Annotated in this window: 14 protein-coding genes; 3 read left to right on the forward strand and 11 right to left on the reverse strand. The window is 71.6% G+C overall.

Annotation, left to right across the window (positions count from 1 at the left end):
* Positions 1-63 precede the first annotated feature (63 nt).
* Together Van01_RS22135 and Van01_RS22140 are read left to right on the forward strand one after the other, a co-directional pair.
* Positions 64-1,272 (forward strand): helix-turn-helix domain-containing protein, encoded by a 1,209-nt coding sequence (locus tag Van01_RS22135; RefSeq protein ID WP_204010872.1) that lies wholly within the window; start codon positions 64-66, stop codon positions 1,270-1,272.
* 10 nt (positions 1,273-1,282) lie between these two features.
* Positions 1,283-1,819 carry a GNAT family N-acetyltransferase gene (locus tag Van01_RS22140; RefSeq protein WP_204010874.1) on the forward strand — a complete coding sequence of 179 codons (537 nt, stop codon included), beginning with the start codon at positions 1,283-1,285 and terminating at the stop codon, positions 1,817-1,819.
* A gap of 10 nt (positions 1,820-1,829) precedes the next feature.
* On the opposite strand, the gene Van01_RS22145 is transcribed toward Van01_RS22140, so the two are convergent.
* From Van01_RS22145 to Van01_RS22155, 3 genes are all read right to left on the reverse strand, one after another.
* Entirely contained in the window at positions 1,830-2,972 is a 1,143-nt protein-coding gene (locus Van01_RS22145) for a sensor histidine kinase (protein ID WP_204011133.1), read from the reverse strand.
* Positions 2,973-3,016: 44 nt separating this feature from the next.
* On the reverse strand, positions 3,017-3,685 hold the full coding sequence (locus Van01_RS22150) for a response regulator transcription factor (protein ID WP_204010876.1): 669 nt from the start codon (positions 3,683-3,685) through the stop codon (positions 3,017-3,019).
* Between the two features lie 71 nt (positions 3,686-3,756).
* A complete protein-coding gene (locus Van01_RS22155) occupies positions 3,757-5,052 on the reverse strand; it encodes an outer membrane protein assembly factor BamB family protein (RefSeq protein WP_204010878.1) in 1,296 nt (431 codons plus the stop codon).
* A 97-nt stretch (positions 5,053-5,149) separates the two neighbouring features.
* Between Van01_RS22155 and Van01_RS22160 the strand changes: the two genes are divergently transcribed.
* Positions 5,150-6,970 (forward strand): DUF6311 domain-containing protein, encoded by a 1,821-nt coding sequence (locus Van01_RS22160; protein ID WP_239099231.1) that lies wholly within the window; start codon positions 5,150-5,152, stop codon positions 6,968-6,970.
* 10 nt (positions 6,971-6,980) lie between these two features.
* Here Van01_RS22160 and Van01_RS22165 read toward each other — a convergent pair whose 3' ends face one another.
* From Van01_RS22165 to Van01_RS22200, 8 genes are all read right to left on the reverse strand, one after another.
* Positions 6,981-7,367, reverse strand: coding sequence for an AtzH-like domain-containing protein (locus Van01_RS22165; protein WP_204010881.1), 387 nt, complete (start codon positions 7,365-7,367; stop codon positions 6,981-6,983).
* A gap of 106 nt (positions 7,368-7,473) precedes the next feature.
* A complete protein-coding gene (locus tag Van01_RS22170; protein ID WP_204010884.1) occupies positions 7,474-9,135 on the reverse strand; it encodes a permease family protein in 1,662 nt (553 codons plus the stop codon).
* A gap of 12 nt (positions 9,136-9,147) precedes the next feature.
* Positions 9,148-9,840 carry a cysteine hydrolase family protein gene (locus tag Van01_RS22175; RefSeq protein WP_204010887.1) on the reverse strand — a complete coding sequence of 231 codons (693 nt, stop codon included), beginning with the start codon at positions 9,838-9,840 and terminating at the stop codon, positions 9,148-9,150.
* Positions 9,841-9,848: 8 nt separating this feature from the next.
* A complete protein-coding gene (biuH, locus tag Van01_RS22180; RefSeq protein WP_204010890.1) occupies positions 9,849-10,538 on the reverse strand; it encodes a biuret amidohydrolase in 690 nt (229 codons plus the stop codon).
* Positions 10,539-10,556: 18 nt separating this feature from the next.
* Entirely contained in the window at positions 10,557-12,377 is a 1,821-nt protein-coding gene (atzF, locus tag Van01_RS22185; RefSeq protein WP_204010900.1) for an allophanate hydrolase, read from the reverse strand.
* Positions 12,378-12,453: 76 nt separating this feature from the next.
* Positions 12,454-13,119, reverse strand: coding sequence for a GntR family transcriptional regulator (locus Van01_RS22190; protein WP_204010902.1), 666 nt, complete (start codon positions 13,117-13,119; stop codon positions 12,454-12,456).
* A 44-nt stretch (positions 13,120-13,163) separates the two neighbouring features.
* Positions 13,164-14,984, reverse strand: a complete 1,821-nt coding sequence (locus Van01_RS22195; protein ID WP_239099224.1) for a DUF6311 domain-containing protein — start codon at positions 14,982-14,984, stop codon at positions 13,164-13,166.
* Positions 14,984-16,903, reverse strand: a complete 1,920-nt coding sequence (locus Van01_RS22200) for a DUF6311 domain-containing protein (protein ID WP_204011139.1) — start codon at positions 16,901-16,903, stop codon at positions 14,984-14,986. Before Van01_RS22200 ends, Van01_RS22195 begins: the two co-directional genes overlap by 1 nt.
* Positions 16,904-16,935: the final 32 nt, after the last annotated feature.

The raw sequence follows: 16,935 nt of genomic DNA on the forward strand, positions 1-16,935 counted from the left end.
CCTGCGTGTGCGGAAAGGTGTGAGCAGTGTGCCCACAGCACAGCCAACGTGGTGGAGGCGCCGATGGCGGATTTCGGGGCGACCCTGAAACGGCACCGGCTGGCGGCAGGCTTGTCGCTGCGCGCACTCGGTGCGGCAACCCACATCGACTACTCGTACCTGTCCCAGGTGGAGCGAGGTGCCCGGAACGCGTCCCGGAAGCTGGCGCAGGTTTGCGACGACACGCTCGGTCTGGGCGGCGCGCTCGTACAGGTCTGGCAGCAGCAGGTAGGCGAGGCCGACATGCACAGACGCAGGTTCCTTGCAATGGGTGCCCTGGCCGCCGCGCCAGCTGTCGCCCCGATGGTCAATCTGGAAGCCCTCCGGCACGGTTTCAGCACCGCCGCAGGACACACCGACGAATGGGACCAGATCGTCGTCGACTACGGCTATGACTATTACCGGCTCCCCGCCGACCTGCTGGGTCGCCAGCTCACCGCCGACCTGACTGTTCTTCAGCATCAGCTCGCAGTCACCAACGGCCCCGAGCGGGCAGGGCTGCTACGGGCCGCCTCGAAGCTGTCGCTGGTCGTCGCGTTCGGGATGGTCGCCTCGGGGCAGGGTTGGGCGGCCAGCAGGTGGTGGCGGTCAGCGCGCAGACTCGCCGAAGAATCCGCTGATCCGGACTCGGTTGTCGCAGGATGGGCGTGGGATGTGGTGAACGGCTGCTACGACGGCCGTGATCCCGACAAGGTCGTAGAGCTGTCGGACCATGCAATGCCACTGATATCCGGGCGAGCGTCGGCGGCGACATGCGGTCTACTGGCCGGACGGGCGCAGGCCCTCTCGCTGGCTGGACGGCATGCGGAGGCGATAGCCACCGTCGAGCAACTGTCGGACCTCGCAGAACAGCTACCCACTTCGGTGATCAACGACGTTGGATCACTTTGGGGGTGGCCCGAGCACAGGCTGCATCACACAGCCTCGTGGGTGTACACGCACGCCGGGCGCTTCGTGGACGCGGAGCGCGCCCAAACCCAGGCACTCGCGTTGTATCCGCAGCCCCAGGCGCGGCTACGCGCCCAGGTGCAACTGCACAAGGCCGCATGCTTGGTTCGGGACGGTGACATCCCCGACGGTCTGCGGTTGGCCGCCGACCTGCTCGATGGTTTGCCGGCCGAGCACCGCAACGAACTGCTGCTGACCGTGGCCAGGCAGGTGGCAGACGCCGTTCCGGCAGGTGAGCGGCGGCGACCCGCGTACGGGGAGTTGACCGCCCGGGTCGGCGCATAGGCTGCCGGCCATGGGCATCGCCTACATTCACCACACCAGCCTCACCCCTGCCCTGGTGGACGTCCTGGCTGACCTGTACGCGGTGGTGTACGCCGAACCGCCCTACGACGAGGGACCGGACGAGGTGGCGGGTTTCCGCGACGGCCTACCCGAGCAGGCCGAGCGGGCCGGATTCACCCTGCACACCGCCCACCAGGATGACGCGTTGATCGGAGCGGCGTACGGATGGACGATGCCGGCCGGGGCGTGGTGGCGCAATGCCGACCGGCATCCGGCCCCCGACATCCACGGCGCCGACAAGCTCGCGGTCATGGAATGGATCGTCCATCCACGGTTCCGCCGCCGGGGTGTCGGTGCTGGGCTGATGCGACGTCTGCTCGACGGGCGGCAGGAGCCGGTCGCGACACTTGCAGCCAACCCGGAGTCGGCCGCCCGAGGCATGTACGAGCGGGCCGGGTGGGTGCAGGTCGCGAAGTCGACGTTGCCGTGGGGTACGCCGATGGACGTTCTGGTGTTGCGGCTGCCCTCCGACGGCATCGACGGTTGACGGCGACGGGTCAGCGGGCGACCTCGGCCGCCGGCAGGCTGACGGTCACCTCCAGGCCGCCACCGGGCTGCGCGATGGCTGTCACCGTGCCGCAGTGCGCGTCGCAGACCGCGCGCACGATGGACAGGCCGAGGCCCGACCCGCGTGCCCCGGTCCGCTCCCGGCCGCCCCGCCGGAAGGGCTCGAACAGCCCCGGCACGTCGGCCGGGTCCACCTCGAAGCCGGTGTTGCCGACCACCAGCCAGGATCGCTGCCCGTCCGAGCCGGTCCGCACCCAGAGCCGGCCGTGCAGGTGGTTGTAGCGGACCGCGTTCTCGATCAGGTTGCCGGCCAGCCGGTCCAGCAGCCCCGGATCGCCCACCACCGGCGCCGGCTCCAGCGACGTCTGGACCGCCAGCTTGATCCGCTCCACCTCCCGGCGTACGGCGGAGAGCGCGTTGACGGTGCCGGCGGCCAGGTCGAACTCGCTGCGCCGGCCGAGCCGTTGACCGGCCTGCGCCTCGCTGCGCGCCAGCACCAGCAGCGCGTCGACAAGCCCGTTGGCCCGTTCGGAGGCGTCGCGGACCACCGTCGCCATCCGGCGGTACTCGGCCGTGTCCGCCTCGTCGTCGCTGAGCGTCACGTCGATTTCGGTACGCATCACCGCCAGCGGCGTACGCAGCTCGTGTGAGGCGTTGGCGACGAACCGTTTCTGTGCCTCGAAGGCGGCGGCGATCCGATCCAGCATGGCGTCGAACGTGTCGGCCAGCTCGGCCACCTCGTCGTTCGCTCCGGAGTAGCCGATCCGTTGGTCCAGCGTGGTCTCGCCGAGCCGACGTGCGGTGGCGGTGACCTGGTGCAGCGGACGCAGCGCGCGCCCGGCGACGGCGTACGCGCCGACCACGCCGACCACGCCGATCGCGAGCAGCGCGGCCAACCCCTTGGCCAGCAACTCCCCCGAGGCCGAGTCGACGAGCCGCTGCTGCCACGCGGCGGCCTCCAGGGTGCTCCCGTCGGCGAGCACGACGGTGGTGCCGGGCAGCAGCTCGTCGGTGGGGCGCAGCGCGTCGCGCACCAGCAACCAGGCCAGCAGGACCAGGATCGCACCGGCGCCGACAAGCAGCACGCCGTTGAGCAGGGTCAGCCGCAGCCGCAGCGTGGGACGTAGCCGCAGGTCGGGCCGCCGCAGCACGGGCAGCCGCCGGTTCGATGGGCGGCTCACGCCACCACCTCGGCCGTCCGGTAGCCGGCACCGACCACGGTCTCGATAAGCGGTGGGTCACCCAGTTTGCGGCGCAGCGTCATCACGGTGACCCGGACGATTGTGGTGAACGGGTCGGTGTTGGCGTCCCAGACCCGTTCCAGCAGTTCCTCGCTGGAGACCACCGCGCCCCGGGCCTTGAGCAGCTCGCAGAGCACACCGAACTCCTTGTTCGTCAGCTCCACGGACGCGCCGCCCCGGGTGGCCGTGCGGCGGGCCGGGTCGACCACCAGGTCGGCGAGTTCCAGCACCGGCGGTGCCGCCGGAGTGGCGCGGCGGCCCAACGCCTGCACCCGGGCGACCAGTTCGTCGAAGGCGAACGGCTTGGGTAGGTAGTCGTCGGCACCGAGCTGTAAGCCTTCCACCCGGTCGGCGACCGTAACGCTGGCGGTGAGCATCAGCACCCGGGTCAGCGCGCCGGAGGCGGCCAGCTCCGCGCAGATCTGGTCACCGTGCATGCCGGGCAGGTCGCGGTCGAGCACCACCACGTCGTACCGGGTCACGAACACCATCTCGTGACCGCTGTCACCGTCGTACGCGACGTCCACAGCCATGCCGCGTTTGCGCAGGCCCCGCGCTATCGCGTCGGCGAGGTTGCGCTCGTCCTCGACCACCAGTACCCGCATGCCCGCCCCTTTTCCGCCCGCTGACCACCGACAACGTAACGTCGCCGGCCAAGCCGCCCGTGACGGGACGGTCAGCCGGGCAGTTGCCAGATGCCGAAGTCGCCGTCGACCAGGCGGCAGGCGACGAGGTCGTCCCGGCTCTGGCAGTCACCGCCGGCGTCCGGCAGCACATCGATCCGGCGGGCCGGTGCGCCCGTCGGGTCGAGCCGGGCCAGCACCACGCCCACCTCGGGCACGGCACGCACCACGAACACCTGCGGGGTGTACTCGTAGCGGGCCACCATGTTCCACGACCCGTGCTCGGTCAGCACCGCACCGGAATCCAGGACGATAGTGACGATCTCGTTGTTGTTCGGTGCCACCGCGAGAACGTTGCGATCGCCGACGAGCGCGATGTCGAGGATCTCCTCGCTGCGCCACCGTTGCGCCCCGGTGGCCGGGTCGAGGACCTGCACGCCACCGCTGGCCAGCCCCGCGCAGAGCAGTGGTCCGCAGGCGGTGACGTAGGTGGCCGTCGGCACCGTCGTCTGCCAGCGCTGGACCAGACCGTCGACGGTGAGCGCGACTACCGCACTGGAGTTGCGCACCACTGTCACCAGGTCACCCGCCACCCACGCCTGCTGGTAGCCGCTCTGGTGGTCGACGGGCGGGGGAAGGCGGTGTCGTACCGTCCCGGACATCGGGTCGATCACCTGGACCTCGCCGGCGAGCGTGGCCACGACGATGGCGTCGAGCCCACCGTCGTCGCGCTGCCGGAGGTCGACGTTGGCCGCCGACAACGGCATTGACCACAGCTCACGGGCGGTCGCCAGGTCGATCATCCGGAGCACGTTCGGCGTGCTGTCGCTGTACGTGCGCAGCAGCGCCCGGTCGGGCATCTCCACGATCGCGATACCGGGCACTCGCCAGCGTTCCTCGCCGGTACGCGCGTCGAGTCGTACGGTCTCGCTGGCACCGGTGTCCCGCCGGGCCGTGGCGATCAGGAGCCCGCCGTCGGGCACGGGCTGCGCCCGGTAGACCCGGGTCTGCGGTGGCACGGGTGTCCGCCACTGCGGCACCAGCCGCTGCGGCGTCGCGGTGGCCCGGTCGGGGCGCGGGTAGGCGATGAGTTCCTGGCTGCCGTCGGTGACCCCGGGCAATGGAACGACCGTGAAGATCTGATCCCCGGCGAGGAACAGGTCGCTGCCCAGGAAAGCGGGCACTATCGCGTGGACCCGCCCGGCCGGCGGTGCCGCACCCGCCAACGTGAGCAGCGCTACCAGCGCCATCACCACCACCGCCACCCGGCGGCCAGCCGGTGTGGGGCGGCGGTGCGGCGCTGGCGGATCGGTCAGCTCGGTCAGTTCACCGAGGTCGATCAACGTCACGCTTGTCCTCCCCTGACACACACCAGACACGCGGCGGGCCGGCGAGGTTCCGCCTGTACGATGGCCCGTCGTGGCTGCGCCGGTGGTGAATCCCTCGCTGAACTCCGTCTCCGAGAGCGTCGAGACGCGATCAACGACAACACGTCCCCGGCGACGGCCGACGCGCGCCGACGCGCTGGCCATCGGAGCCTACGTGCTGCTCGGCGTCGTCGTCTGCCTGAACTACTGGGCCGACGTGAACAACCGGGTCTCGTCCCACCTGCCCACCGACCACAGCTGGTTCGAGTGGCTCTTCGCGCACGGTGCTTACTCGGTGCAGCACCTGGAAAACCCTCTCTTCACCGCCCGGCAGAACGCGCCGGACGGGGTGAACATGATGGCCAACACCTCGCTGCTCGGGGTGACGTTGCCGTTGGCGCCGCTCACCCTGTTGCTCGGCCCTCAGGTGGTCTACGCGCTCTATCTCGGCGGGGCGCTGGCCGCCACCGCCGGCACCTCGTACTGGATGCTGTCGCGGCACCTGGTGCGCTCCCGGGCGGCAGCCTTCGTCGGTGGCGCGTTCCTCGGTTTCGCCCCCGGCATCGTGCACCACGCCAACGGTCAGCCCAACTTCGTCTCCAACTTCCTGCTGCCACTGATCGTGGTGCGGGTGTTTCGGTTGGCCGAGCCGGGCCGGTGGCGGCGCAACGGGCTGGTGCTGGGGCTGCTGGTGGCGTACCAGATCTTCATCAACGAGGAGATGCTGCTGCTCACGGCGATGGCCTGCCTGGTCATCGTGGTCGCGTACGCGGCGATGCGTCCCCGCCTGGCGTGGGCGCGGGCCGGGACGTTCGCGGCGGGTCTCGGCACCGGCGGGGCGTTGGCGCTGCTGTTGACCGCCTACCCGATCTGGTTCCAGTTCAACGGCCCGCAGTCCTACCGGGGGCTCCAGGGCGGGGTGTTCCACAGTTGGGGCGAGGACGTCGTCGCCTTCGTCACCTTCCCCCGCGACACCATCGCCGGCACCGAGGCGGTGGAGGCGACGATCGGCATGACCGAGCAGAACACCTGGTTCGGCTGGCCGCTGGTGCTGCTGTCGGTGGTGGCTCTGGTCCTGCTGGTCCGCCGCTCGTTGGTGGCCCGGATCCTGGCTGTGCTCGTGGTGCTCTTCTCGGTCGCCGCGTTGGGCCCGGAGATCCGGTTCAACGGCGAGCTGACAGGCATCGCCGGCCCGTGGTCGTACATCCCGGCGGATCTGCCGCTTGTCGAGATGATGATGCCGACCCGGCTGACCCTGGTGACCACCGCCGCGCTCGGCGTACTGCTGGCACTGGCCTGGGACGCGGTGGCCGGCCACCGCTCGCCGGTGCCGGCGCCGCGCGCCCCGGAGGGCGCCGCGACCGACCGGCGGCGACCCCGCTGGCAGCACCTCGTCGGGTACGCCGCGATAAGTCTCGCCGTGCTACCGCTGCTACCCACGCCGCTGCCGGCCGAGCCGGTCGACCCGCCGCCGGCCTTCATCACCTCCGGCGCCTGGCGACCGTACGTGCCGGACGGCCGCACGCTGGTGCCGGTGCCCATCCCCAGCAACGTGCACGGCCTGCCCACGCTGCGGTGGAGCGCGCTGACCGGACACGAGTTCCCCATTCCGGCCGGGTACTTCATCGGCCCCAACCTGGACGGCGAGGGCGTCTTCGGCGCGCCGAACCGACCCACCAGCACCCTCATCTACCAGACCATGGACGCCGGTGAGCTGCCTGAGATCAGCGACGAGAACCGCCGGCAGGCGGTGGAGGACCTGCGTTTCTGGCGGGCCTCGGTGGTGGTACTCGGCGCGCATCCCCGCGAGCCGGTGCTGCGGGACCTGCTGACCGCGCTGCTCGGTGCCCCGCAGCGCGTCGACGACGTCTGGCTCTGGGACGTACGCGACCGGGTGTGACGAACCATCGTCAGGCGTCGGGAGGCAACGGCTCGGAGACGTGGGCGGTGACGATGCGCCAGCCCTCCGGTAGGCGTACCCAGGTCTGGGTCTGCCGGCCGGTGGTGGTGCCGCCGACGTACCCGAACCGGGTGGTGACGACCGCGAGGTCCGCGCCGAAGGCGGTGACCACCGTGTCGACAAGCCGGCGGCCGGGCGGCAGTGGCGGTTGCGCGGCCCGCCACTTGCGCTGCTCGTCCAGGCCGTACTGGTGGTCGGCGAGGCCGAAGCGCACGGTGGCCTCGGAGTCCCAGAAGTATCCGCAGATCCGGTCGGCGTCCCCGTCCATCAGCGCCCGCTCGTAGCCGGCGAAGGCCGCCGTCACCTCGGCGACCACGTCGGTCCGGTCGATCTCCATGCGGCGAGTCCTTTCTGGACGGCTGGGGGCGGCAGGTGGGGCGCACCCGGCCGGGCGACGGCGGACTGGTGCGCGCCACGCCGCCGCCCGGCCGGGCGACTTCGGCTCAGCTGTTCACCGCTGGCTCGCGCTTCTCGCCGCCGGCCGGCTCACCGCTGCCGGCCGGTGCGGCGGCGGGTTCCGGGGGCGTCGAGGTGTTGCCGCCGTGCAGGCGGTCCAGTTCGGCCTCCTCCGGGTCGGGCACCCGGGGCGGGTACTTGCCGAGCGCGAAGACCGCGCAGATCACCGCCACGAAGAGGTAGCCGAGCGCCACCTGGCCGTTGGCGTTCCACTGGACCTCCTCGCCGTGGATCAGGCCGATGAAGGCGAGCACCGCGCCGGAGGCGGCGAAGATGGTCGCCTGAACGAAGCGTTTGTCGATGATGAAGGCGACGATCGCGCCGAGCACCAGACCGGCGAGGATGGCCCCCTCGCCGAGGATGCGTAGGCCGTCGTAGACCACCCCGGCGCCGGCCAGGGCCTCGTCGCCCACCTCGGCGGCGGTGGTGCCGGCCGCCGCCAGGGCATTGTTCATCTGCCCGGTCGCCCACGCCGCGATGTTTGGTATCAGGGCCGCGACCACCGCCGCGGCGTGCGCCCGGGGTGTCGCCTGGAACGCCTGGGCACCGATCAGCAGCCCGATGTAGAGCAGGATCGGCACGATCGCCGCGGTCGGGAAGATCGCGCCGAGCAGGGAGAACATGCCGAGGAAGCAGAGCAGCGCGATGACGATCCCGGTCGCCATCGAGTAGCCGGTCCGCCCACCGGCGGCCTTCCAGCCCGGGTGGCCGACGTAGACCGCGGGCGGGAACGGCGAACCGAGCGCGGAGCCGATGACCGCGCCGGCCCCGTCGGCGAGCAGCACGCTGCGCAGGTTGTAGTTGTCTCCGGCGGTGGCCGCGCTCTCCACGTTCGTCATCGCCTCGGTGAAGTTGTAGACCCCCAGCGGGATAGCGGTCGCCAGCAGCGGCGCCATGTCGGAGAGCCCGCGCAGCAGCAGGTCGAGCTGGAAGGTGGGGAAGGCGAACGCGATGTCCCGGGCCGCCGAGGTGACGTCCGGCACCGACATCGCCCCGCCGAGCCAGCCGATCGCCGTGCCGAGCAGCAGGGCGGCAAGCCCGATCGGGAAGTTGAACGGCAGCTTCACGTCGGTCAGCAGGCCGATCAGCAGCAGCGCCAGGACCGGCAGGGCGATCCAGGCCAGCCGCCACATCTGGCCCGCCGGGTTCATCGAGATGAAGGTGATGGAGATGCCGGCGAGGGTGCCGAGCAGCGCCGCGCGCGGCGTGTAGCGACGGATGTACGGGCCGACGAACGCGCCGATCAGCACGATCACGCCGATGATGAAGGCCCAGGCCAGCCCCGCCTCCCAGGCGCGTACCGCGTCACCGGTGCTGAGGTAGATGGGCAGCATGATGACGAAGATGACGATGAACATGTGCGGCACGCTCGGCCCGTACGGCAGGGCTGTCACGTCGGTGCGGTTCTCCCGCCGGGCCAGCCGTCGGGCCAGGTGGGTGTAGTAGATGTTGCCCGCGACCAGGGCGATGCCGAGGGCCGGCAGGATCGTGCCGAACACCTCCCGCTCGGGCAGGTTCACCACGAAGAGACAGAGCCCGGTCAGGGTGAGCACGTTTACCAGGACGTTGACGCCGAAACCGAAGAACGCGTTTGTGTCGCCGCGCACCCAGTACGGCAGCGGCACGACTGAGGGTCTGGTGGGGACCATGGCTGCTCCTGGTCAGGAGGAGGGTTGCAACACAGGGGTGGTGGGCAGCACGGCGAGCACGTCCGTGGAGTCGGCGACCCACCCGAAGATGCCGCCCTGGGCGGCGATCATGTCGAGCCCCACCCGGTGGAACTCCGGGAAGTAGGACCCGACACAGTCGGCGAGCACGAGGCACTCGTACCCGCGGTCGTTTGCCTCCCGGACCGTGGTGTGCACGCACACCTCGGTGGTGACCCCGGTGACAAGCAAACTCTGGATCCTCCGCTCGGCGAGCAGAGCGTCCAGCCCGGTGGCGTGGAAGGCGCCCTTGCCCGGCTTGTCGATCACCGGCTCGCCGGGCAGCGGCGACAACTCGTCGACGATGTCGTGGCCGTACTCGCCCCGGACGAGGATCCGGCCCTTGGGTCCGGGGTCGCCGATCCGCTTGCTCGGCAGGCCCCGGTTGAGCTTGGCCGGTGGGCAGTCGGAGAGGTCGGGCAGGTGCCCCTCCCGGGTGTGCACCACGCTCAGTCCGGCGGCGCGGGCACCGGCCAGCAGCGCTGTCAGCGGCGCGATTGTCCGCCGCAGCTGGCTGACGTCGTTGCCCAGGCTCTCGCCGAAACCGCCGGGCTCCAGGAAGTCGCGCTGCATGTCGATGACGAGCAGCGCGGTTGTCGAAAGGTCGAAGGTGTACGGGAAGGGCCGCGCTGCGGCAACTGTCAACATGGCTCACCTCAGCTGGTCGTGGCGGCGATGACGTCGTCGGAGGTGGCGACGCAGCCGAAGACGCCGCCCTGCATGGTGACCATGTGCAGCGCGGCGTCGTGGTTGTCCTTGTCGGTGGCCCCGGTGCAGTCGGAGAGGATCAGGCACTCGTAGCCCCTGTCGTTCGCCTCGCGCATCGTGGTGTGCACGCAGACGTCGGTGGTGATGCCGGTGAGGATCAGGTGGGTGATGCCCCGGGTACGCAGCACCAGGTCGAGATTCGTGGCGTAGAAGGCGCCCTTGCCGGGCTTGTCGACGATCACCTCGCCGGGTGCCGGGGCGACCTCGGGCACGATCTCCCAGCCGGGCTCGCCCTTGACCAGGATCCGCCCGCACGGGCCGGCCGCACCGATCTCGGCACCGATCTGCGCCGAGCGCCAGCGCTTGTTCGCCGGCAGGTCGGACAGGTCGGGATCGTGGCCCTCCCGGGTGTGCACCACGAGCATGCCGAGCGACCGGACGTGATCCAGCAGCCGGGCGGTGGCCGGCAGGCCGGCCCGGGTGAGGCCGATGTCGTAGCCCATCGCGTCGACGTAGCCGCCCGGGCCGCAGAAGTCGGTCTGCCAGTCGATGCAGAGCAGTGCGGTACGCGCGGTGTCGGCCGAGCCGTCGTACGGCCACGGGTAGGGGTTCGCCGTGACCGGCCCGATCCTGCCCATCGTCTCCTCCTCCGTTCGTCAACTCCGGTGTGCCGCGGCCCGGCGGTAGGCCCGCCAGCCGCCGGCAGCGCTGATGTCCTCGGCCGGCGGGCCGACGGCGTACGCCTCGCAGAGGAAGCCGAGCACGTCCCGCCCGTCGTGCAGCCGGACCCAGCCGAGCGAGAGCGGGGCCGGCACCCCGGCCAGCAGCTCGCCGACAGCGGATACCGGCAGCCGCCACAGCTCCACCTCGATCGGATGCCCGTCCGGGTCCGTGGCGGCGACCCGGACCAGGCCGGGCAGCCCCTCACCGTCGGCCGTCTCCAGCCGGTAGAGCCGGTAGCGCGGGGCGGTGCGCGCGGCCCCGGCGAGGGTGCCGCCCCGCTCGGTCAGCTCCGCGTTGCGGGACTCGCCGGCCAGGTGCCGGCCGACGACGGCGATGAGCGTCTGCGCCGGCCCGGTCGCGACGGCATCGGGGGCGGTACGGGTCGCGACGGCATCGGGAGCGGTACGGGTCGCGGCGGTGAAGGCGGCGGCGAGCTGGGCCAGGGTGGTGTCGCTGAACGCTGGGCCGAGCAGGGTCAGGCTCGCCGGCCGGCCGGCGGCGGTGAACCCGTTGGGCACCGTCACCGCCGCCAGGTCGAGCAGGTTGGCGAACTGGGTGTAGCGGCCGAGCGTCGTGTTGCGGCCGATCGGGTCCTCGGCGATCTCGTCGAGCGTGAAGGTCGTACCGACCGTCGGCACCACGAGCACGTCGACCTCGTCCCACAGCTTGTCGACCCGGGCCCGCAACTCGCGCAACCGGTGCTGGCCCCGGAAGACGTCGATCGCGTCATAGCGTCGGCCGGTCTCCAACACGCTCCGGGTGACCGCCAGGACGGCCTCGGGATGTTCCCGCAGGAAGCCGTCGAGCGCGGCGAGCCGCTCGGCCACCCATGGCCCCAGGTAGAGCAGCTCCCCCGCCTCGAAGAAACTCCGCAGCGGCACCGACCCGACCTGGCCGACCAGACCGCGCAACGCCTGCACGCCGGCCGCGAACCGGACCGTCTGCCCGGCGTCGCCGAAGAACTCCAGGTCTTCTGCGCGAGGCACCCCGAGGCGTAGCGTCCCGGGCATGCGGGCCGCGACCCGCTCCGCCGGCAGCGGACGCCCCCACGGGTCGGCCGCCGAGACGCCGCGCGCGGCGTGCAGCACGTCCATCGCGTCCGAGACGTCGGTGGCGAAGACCGAGACGCAGTCGAGCGAGCGGCAGGCCGGCACCACACCGGCGGTGCTGAGCAGGCCCCGGGTGGGCTTGAGGCCGATGATGCCGTTCAACGCCGCCGGCACCCGGCCGGAGCCTGCGGTGTCCGTACCCAGGGCGAAGCTGACCTGGCCGGCGGCGACCGCGACGGCCGACCCGGAGCTGGAACCACCGGAGATCAACCCACCACCGAAGACGCTCTCGCAGCTTCCGTACGGGGATCGCGCCCCGGTCAGCCCGGTGGCGAACTGGTCCAGGTTGGTCTTGCCGACGAGCAGGGCACCGGCGTCGAGCAACCGGCGCACCACTGGCGCGTCCTCGGCGGCGGAATACCCGAAGTCGGGGCAACCGGCCGTGGTGATCATGCCGGCGACGTCGATGTTGTCCTTGACCGCGAACGGGATTCCGTACAGCGGCAGGGTCGCGGGGTCGGCGGTGGCGGCCAGCCGCTCGGCGCGGGCGAGGAGCTGGCCGGCCGGCACGGTGCTGATCCACACCGGCCCGCCGTCCGTGCCCGACAGCCCGGCCAGGACACGTTCCGCCAGGTCGGTGGGGGTCAGGCCGCCGTGGCGGTACGCCGACCGCAGCTCCGAGATCGATCCGATCCGCTCTGGCATACTGTCGATTGTCGACAGTTCTGTTACGACGAACAGCGCCGAACGTAACGACGGCATGACGGGCGGCCCGGTGGCGCTACCCGAGATACGACCGGGCTCCGTGTTCGGAGAGCACGGCCAGGACCAGCTCCGGATCCCCGGCGGCAACCGCCTCGAAGAGCCGCTCGTGCCGGTGCACACCGTCGTGCGGCTGCGCCACCTCTGCCTCGCGGCGCAGGTTGATCGCCATGTAGAGCTGCAACTTCACCAGGATCGAGTCGTACACCGAGGAAAGCTGCCGGTTGCCGGCCAGCGCCACGAGCGCGACGTGGAACGCCCGGTGCGACTCGGCCACGGCCAGCCGGTCAACAGCCCGGGTGGCCTCCCGCATCTGGTCCAACGCCGCCCGCAGGCCGGCGAGGTCGCTCCCCCGCTGCACCGGGATCGCCGACCGCACCGCGAAGCGTTCCAGCACGTCGCGCAGCTCGTACAGCTCCCGCACGTCACGATCCGACAGCGTGGCGACCCGGACCCCCCGCCGGGGTACGTGCTCGACGAGCCCTCGCTGCGCCAGCAGCCGCAGCGCCTCGCGCAACGGCGCCCGGCTGATGCCGAGCCGCCGGGTCAGCTGCTCCTCCACCAGCCGTTCACCAGGGTCACTACGGCCGCTGAGGATCTCCCGGGTCAACCGGGAGACGGCGAGTTCCACCAGACTGACACTCTCCAGCTCGCCCTCCGCCGGCGATGCGGCCACGTCGCTCACCCCGACGAGTGTGCCACCTGCCGCCGCAGCCCTCGCCGGACGCGTCAGCCCACCAGGGGCCGGACGTCCCAGATGAGCGCACCATCGACCTCCCGGGCCGGGCCGAGCAACGCCTCGACCGTCCGGCGCACCGGGTCACCGTGGTGCAGTCCACCCTGGACCACCACTGCCGCGCGCCAGTGCCGCAGGTCAGCCACCGCCTGCCGGCGGTCGGCCTCGCCGATCTGTGGCACCTCGCCGGTGTCGGCCACCCGACGCAGCAGCAGCGAGGTGGGCCGGTCCGGTGCGCCCCAGCGCGCTGCCGGGTCGTCCGGGGATCGGGGGCCGATGAAGAAGCCACCCGGGGCGGTGAAGGCCAGTCCGGTCCGGGCGGACCAGAGCATCGCCGGGCTCTGGCCCGCGTTCGTCACCGGCGGGACCGACACCAGCGTCCGCCCCGCCGGCACGTACGCCCGCCAGGTCCCCTCCGCCACGAACGCCGGAACCGGCCAGGTCGGAACGGTGCGGATCGGTGTCGGCGCCAGCGGCAGCAGCGCGGCGGCCACCGCGCCGGCCCAGAGCAGCCGCACCGGCACCGGGTCCGGTGGTGCGCCAGCGGTGGCCGGGTGCCGCCGTACCCGGTCCACCGAGAGGGCCAGCAGGATGCCCAGCACCGGCACGCAGACCAACGAGAACCGGGCCGGCACCACATGGTCGAGCAGCGGCAGCTCGGCGATCAGCCGGTACGGGCCGGGCAGCTCCGTCAACGCGCCGTCGAGGCGTACTCGGGCACCGAGCGAGAGCAACGCGAACACCACCCCGCAGGCGGCGAGCGCCCGGACCAGCGGACGACGCCACAGCCACACCGTCACGACGAGCGCCAGCACCAGCAGGCCCGGCCCGAAGAAGGAGTTCTCCTCGGTGGCGTTGGGAGCCAGCAGGGCGGGCAGGCGATGGTCACCGAAGACGGTCTGCCGGGCCGTGGCGGTGAACGAGGCGGCGTCCAACTGGTAGGCGATCGCGTGGAACGGCATCCCCCGGTAGTGGCCGGGGCCGAAGAACTGGAACCACAGCGGGTAGGCCAGCAGGGCCCCCGCCACCACCGCACCCACCCCGATCCGGCCGGCCATGACCGGGGCGAGCCGGCGCGCGGTGACCCGGTCGGCGAGGGCGTACCCGAGCACGAAGACACCGGCGGCGAGCGCCACGAAGAGCAGCACCTCCTCGCCGAGGAAGACCTGGTACGTCACGACGAGACCGAGCAGGACGCCGGGCCGCCACACCTGTGACCAGGCGTCAGGTGAGTCCGCCCGGTCGGCGGGCTCGGGCACGAACACCAGGGCCAGGATCACCGGCACCAGGAACTGGGCGGCCATGTGCAGGTGCGACCCGGCCTGGGCGACCATGCCGGGGGCGAACCCGCAGACCAGCCCACCGACCGCGGCGGCCAGCCGGGACTCGACGAGCCGGCGGCGCAGCAGCACGTACCAGGCGGTGGCCGTGCCGGCGAGGCACCCGATCACCGCCACCTCGAACGCCACCTGCGAGCCGAAGAGCAGCGTGACCGGGGCCAACGGGACACCCAGGCCGAGCACCGAGGTGTTGGCCATCAGGTTCACCCCGTCGGGCGCGTTCAGCGCGTCGCTCCACAGCGGGTTCTCCAGGGCGGCCACGGCGCGGGCGGCCCGGGCCAGCATCCACTCGAAGAGGATCTGGTCGCCGGCCTGATGGAAGAGCCGGTCCGGCCGGCCCCACTGCCCGCTGGTCAACCAGCTGGCCAGCGCCAGGTAGCCGGCCACCACCGCCACGTCGGGCGTACGCGGGCGCAGCCGCCAACGGCGACCGGTGCGGACCTCGACGTCCCGCTCGACCGTACTGACGGACATCAGATCCGGGGGTCGGTGAGGGACCGTACGTCCCACACCCAGACGTCCAGTTCGAGCCGGGCCGGGCCGACCAGTTGCTCGACGGTCTGCCGTAGCGGCTCGGAGTGCGGTTGCCGGACCGGCAGCACCAGGATCGCCGCCCGCCAGTGCCGCAACTCGTCCAGGGACCGGCGCCGCTGACGGTCGTTCAGTTCCGGCGTCCGGCCGGTGGTGGCGACCTCCTCCAGCAGTTTCCCGACACCACTCGGCCGGCCCCCGAAGCGGCCCGGGTCACCTGTGTTGCCGTTGCGGGGGGCGAGGAAGTAGCCGCCGGGGATCTTGAAGTCGAGGTTCGTGGAGGCGGCCCAGCGCATGCCGTGGGTGTTGCCCATGCTCGGCACCGGGATCGGCACAAGAGTCTGGTCCGGCCCGACGTAGGCGCGCCACCGGTCGGAGGTGATGAAGTCCGGCACCGGGGGGCGGGAGGTCATCGGCAACGGCATGGGGGTGATCGGCAGCAGCGCGAGCACCAGACCGGCCACGGTGAGCGTACGCACCGTCCGCCGGTCCATGGACAGCGTGCTGGTCCGCTCGATGGCCAGGGCCAGCAGGACCGCCACCACCACGCTGGTGATCATGCCGAACCGGGTCGGCACCACCGCGTCGAGCAGCGGCAGCCGGACCAGCCACTCCCACGGGCCGACGATCAGCTCCCGGTCCCACCAGCTGATCCGCTCACCGAGCGAGAGGATTGTGTAGAAGGCGGCGGTCGCGGCGAGCGCCCGGACCAGCACCTCCCGCCGGAGCCAGAGCACGATCCCGACCGCGATCAACGCCAGACTCCAGCCGAAGAAGGCGTTCTCCTCGGAGTAGTTCGGCGCGAGGTTGACGTTCGCCCGCTGGTTGCCGCCGATGGTGGGCGAGCCGGGGGCGAAGTACGCGGCGATGTCGTTGCCGTAGTCGCGTACGGCGTCGCTGAGCCCGTGGTACGCCATCGGGCCGGCGAACTGGATGTACAGCGGGTACGCCAGCAGCGAGCCGGCGACCACCGTGCAGGTGGCCAGCGCCTTGGCCAACGGCCGCCAGGCCGCCGACCAGAGCCCGGGCCGCTGGACCACCACCGCGATCAGGAAGATCCCGCAGCCCATCGCGGTGAAGAGCAGGATCTCCTCGTTGATGAACGCCTGGGCGGAGACCAGCAGGGCCAGCAACGCGCCGTCCCGGTACGGCCGGGTCGACCTGGTGATCACCATGACCCGCCAGACGATGAACGGCAGCAGGAACTGGCTGATGATGTTCGGGTGCCAGCTGGCGTGCGACAACATCGCCGGGGAGAAGCCACAGAACCAGCCGCCCACCACCGCGGCGAGCCGGTTGTCCACCACGTGCCGGGACAACACGAAGTACCAGGCCGAGGCGGTGCCGGCGAGGCCGAGCGTGACCAGCAGCACGAAGGTCACCGCCGGCCCGAAGAGCAGGGTCACCGGCACCATCGGGATGCCCAGGGCGAGGATGGCCGTGTTGGCCATCAGGTTGACCCCGTCGGGGTAGTTGAACTGTTCGGTGAAGAACGGGAACTCCCCGTGCAGCACCACCCGTACCGAGTGGGCGAGGAAGAACTGCACCTGGGCCGGGTCACTGCTGTAGAGCGACGCCACCCGACCGGCCGGGTCCATCCAGATCTGGCTGGTCACCCAGAGCGCGGTCAACAGGAACCCGCCGAAGATCGCGAGGTCCCGACGGCGAGGCGTCCACCGGAAGCGGCGTCGGCGGGCCGGAGCGGCATCGCCGGTGTCGGCTCCCCGCGTACCGTCGGCCGGTCCGGTCTCCGCGATCCGCCGGGTCGTCCCGACCTCGGCCACGGACGCCGGCGCTTCGGTCGTCGGTGCCTCGGTCACGGACGCCGGTGCCTCGGTCGCGGTCGTCGGCGCCTCGGTCATCGGCGCTTCGGTGGTCGGCGCGTCGGTGGTGG

Source organism: Micromonospora andamanensis, from assembly GCF_016863495.1.
Taxonomy (GTDB): Bacteria; Actinomycetota; Actinomycetes; order Mycobacteriales; family Micromonosporaceae; genus Micromonospora; species Micromonospora andamanensis.

Bases quoted from the DNA above. Each gene is read 5' to 3' on its own strand.
- Van01_RS22135 (WP_204010872.1), top strand. From the start codon at position 64: ATGGCGGATTTCGGGGCGACCCTGAAACGGCACCGGCTGGCGGCAGGC.
- Van01_RS22140 (WP_204010874.1), top strand. From the start codon at position 1,283: ATGGGCATCGCCTACATTCACCACACCAGCCTCACCCCTGCCCTGGTG.
- Van01_RS22150 (WP_204010876.1), bottom strand. From the start codon at position 3,685: ATGCGGGTACTGGTGGTCGAGGACGAGCGCAACCTCGCCGACGCGATA.
- Van01_RS22165 (WP_204010881.1), bottom strand. From the start codon at position 7,367: ATGGAGATCGACCGGACCGACGTGGTCGCCGAGGTGACGGCGGCCTTC.
- Van01_RS22170 (WP_204010884.1), bottom strand. From the start codon at position 9,135: ATGGTCCCCACCAGACCCTCAGTCGTGCCGCTGCCGTACTGGGTGCGC.
- Van01_RS22175 (WP_204010887.1), bottom strand. From the start codon at position 9,840: ATGTTGACAGTTGCCGCAGCGCGGCCCTTCCCGTACACCTTCGACCTT.
- biuH (WP_204010890.1), bottom strand. From the start codon at position 10,538: ATGGGCAGGATCGGGCCGGTCACGGCGAACCCCTACCCGTGGCCGTAC.
- atzF (WP_204010900.1), bottom strand. From the start codon at position 12,377: ATGCCAGAGCGGATCGGATCGATCTCGGAGCTGCGGTCGGCGTACCGC.
- Van01_RS22195 (WP_239099224.1), bottom strand. From the start codon at position 14,984: ATGTCCGTCAGTACGGTCGAGCGGGACGTCGAGGTCCGCACCGGTCGC.
- Van01_RS22200 (WP_204011139.1), bottom strand. From the start codon at position 16,903: ATGACCGAGGCGCCGACGACCGCGACCGAGGCACCGGCGTCCGTGACC.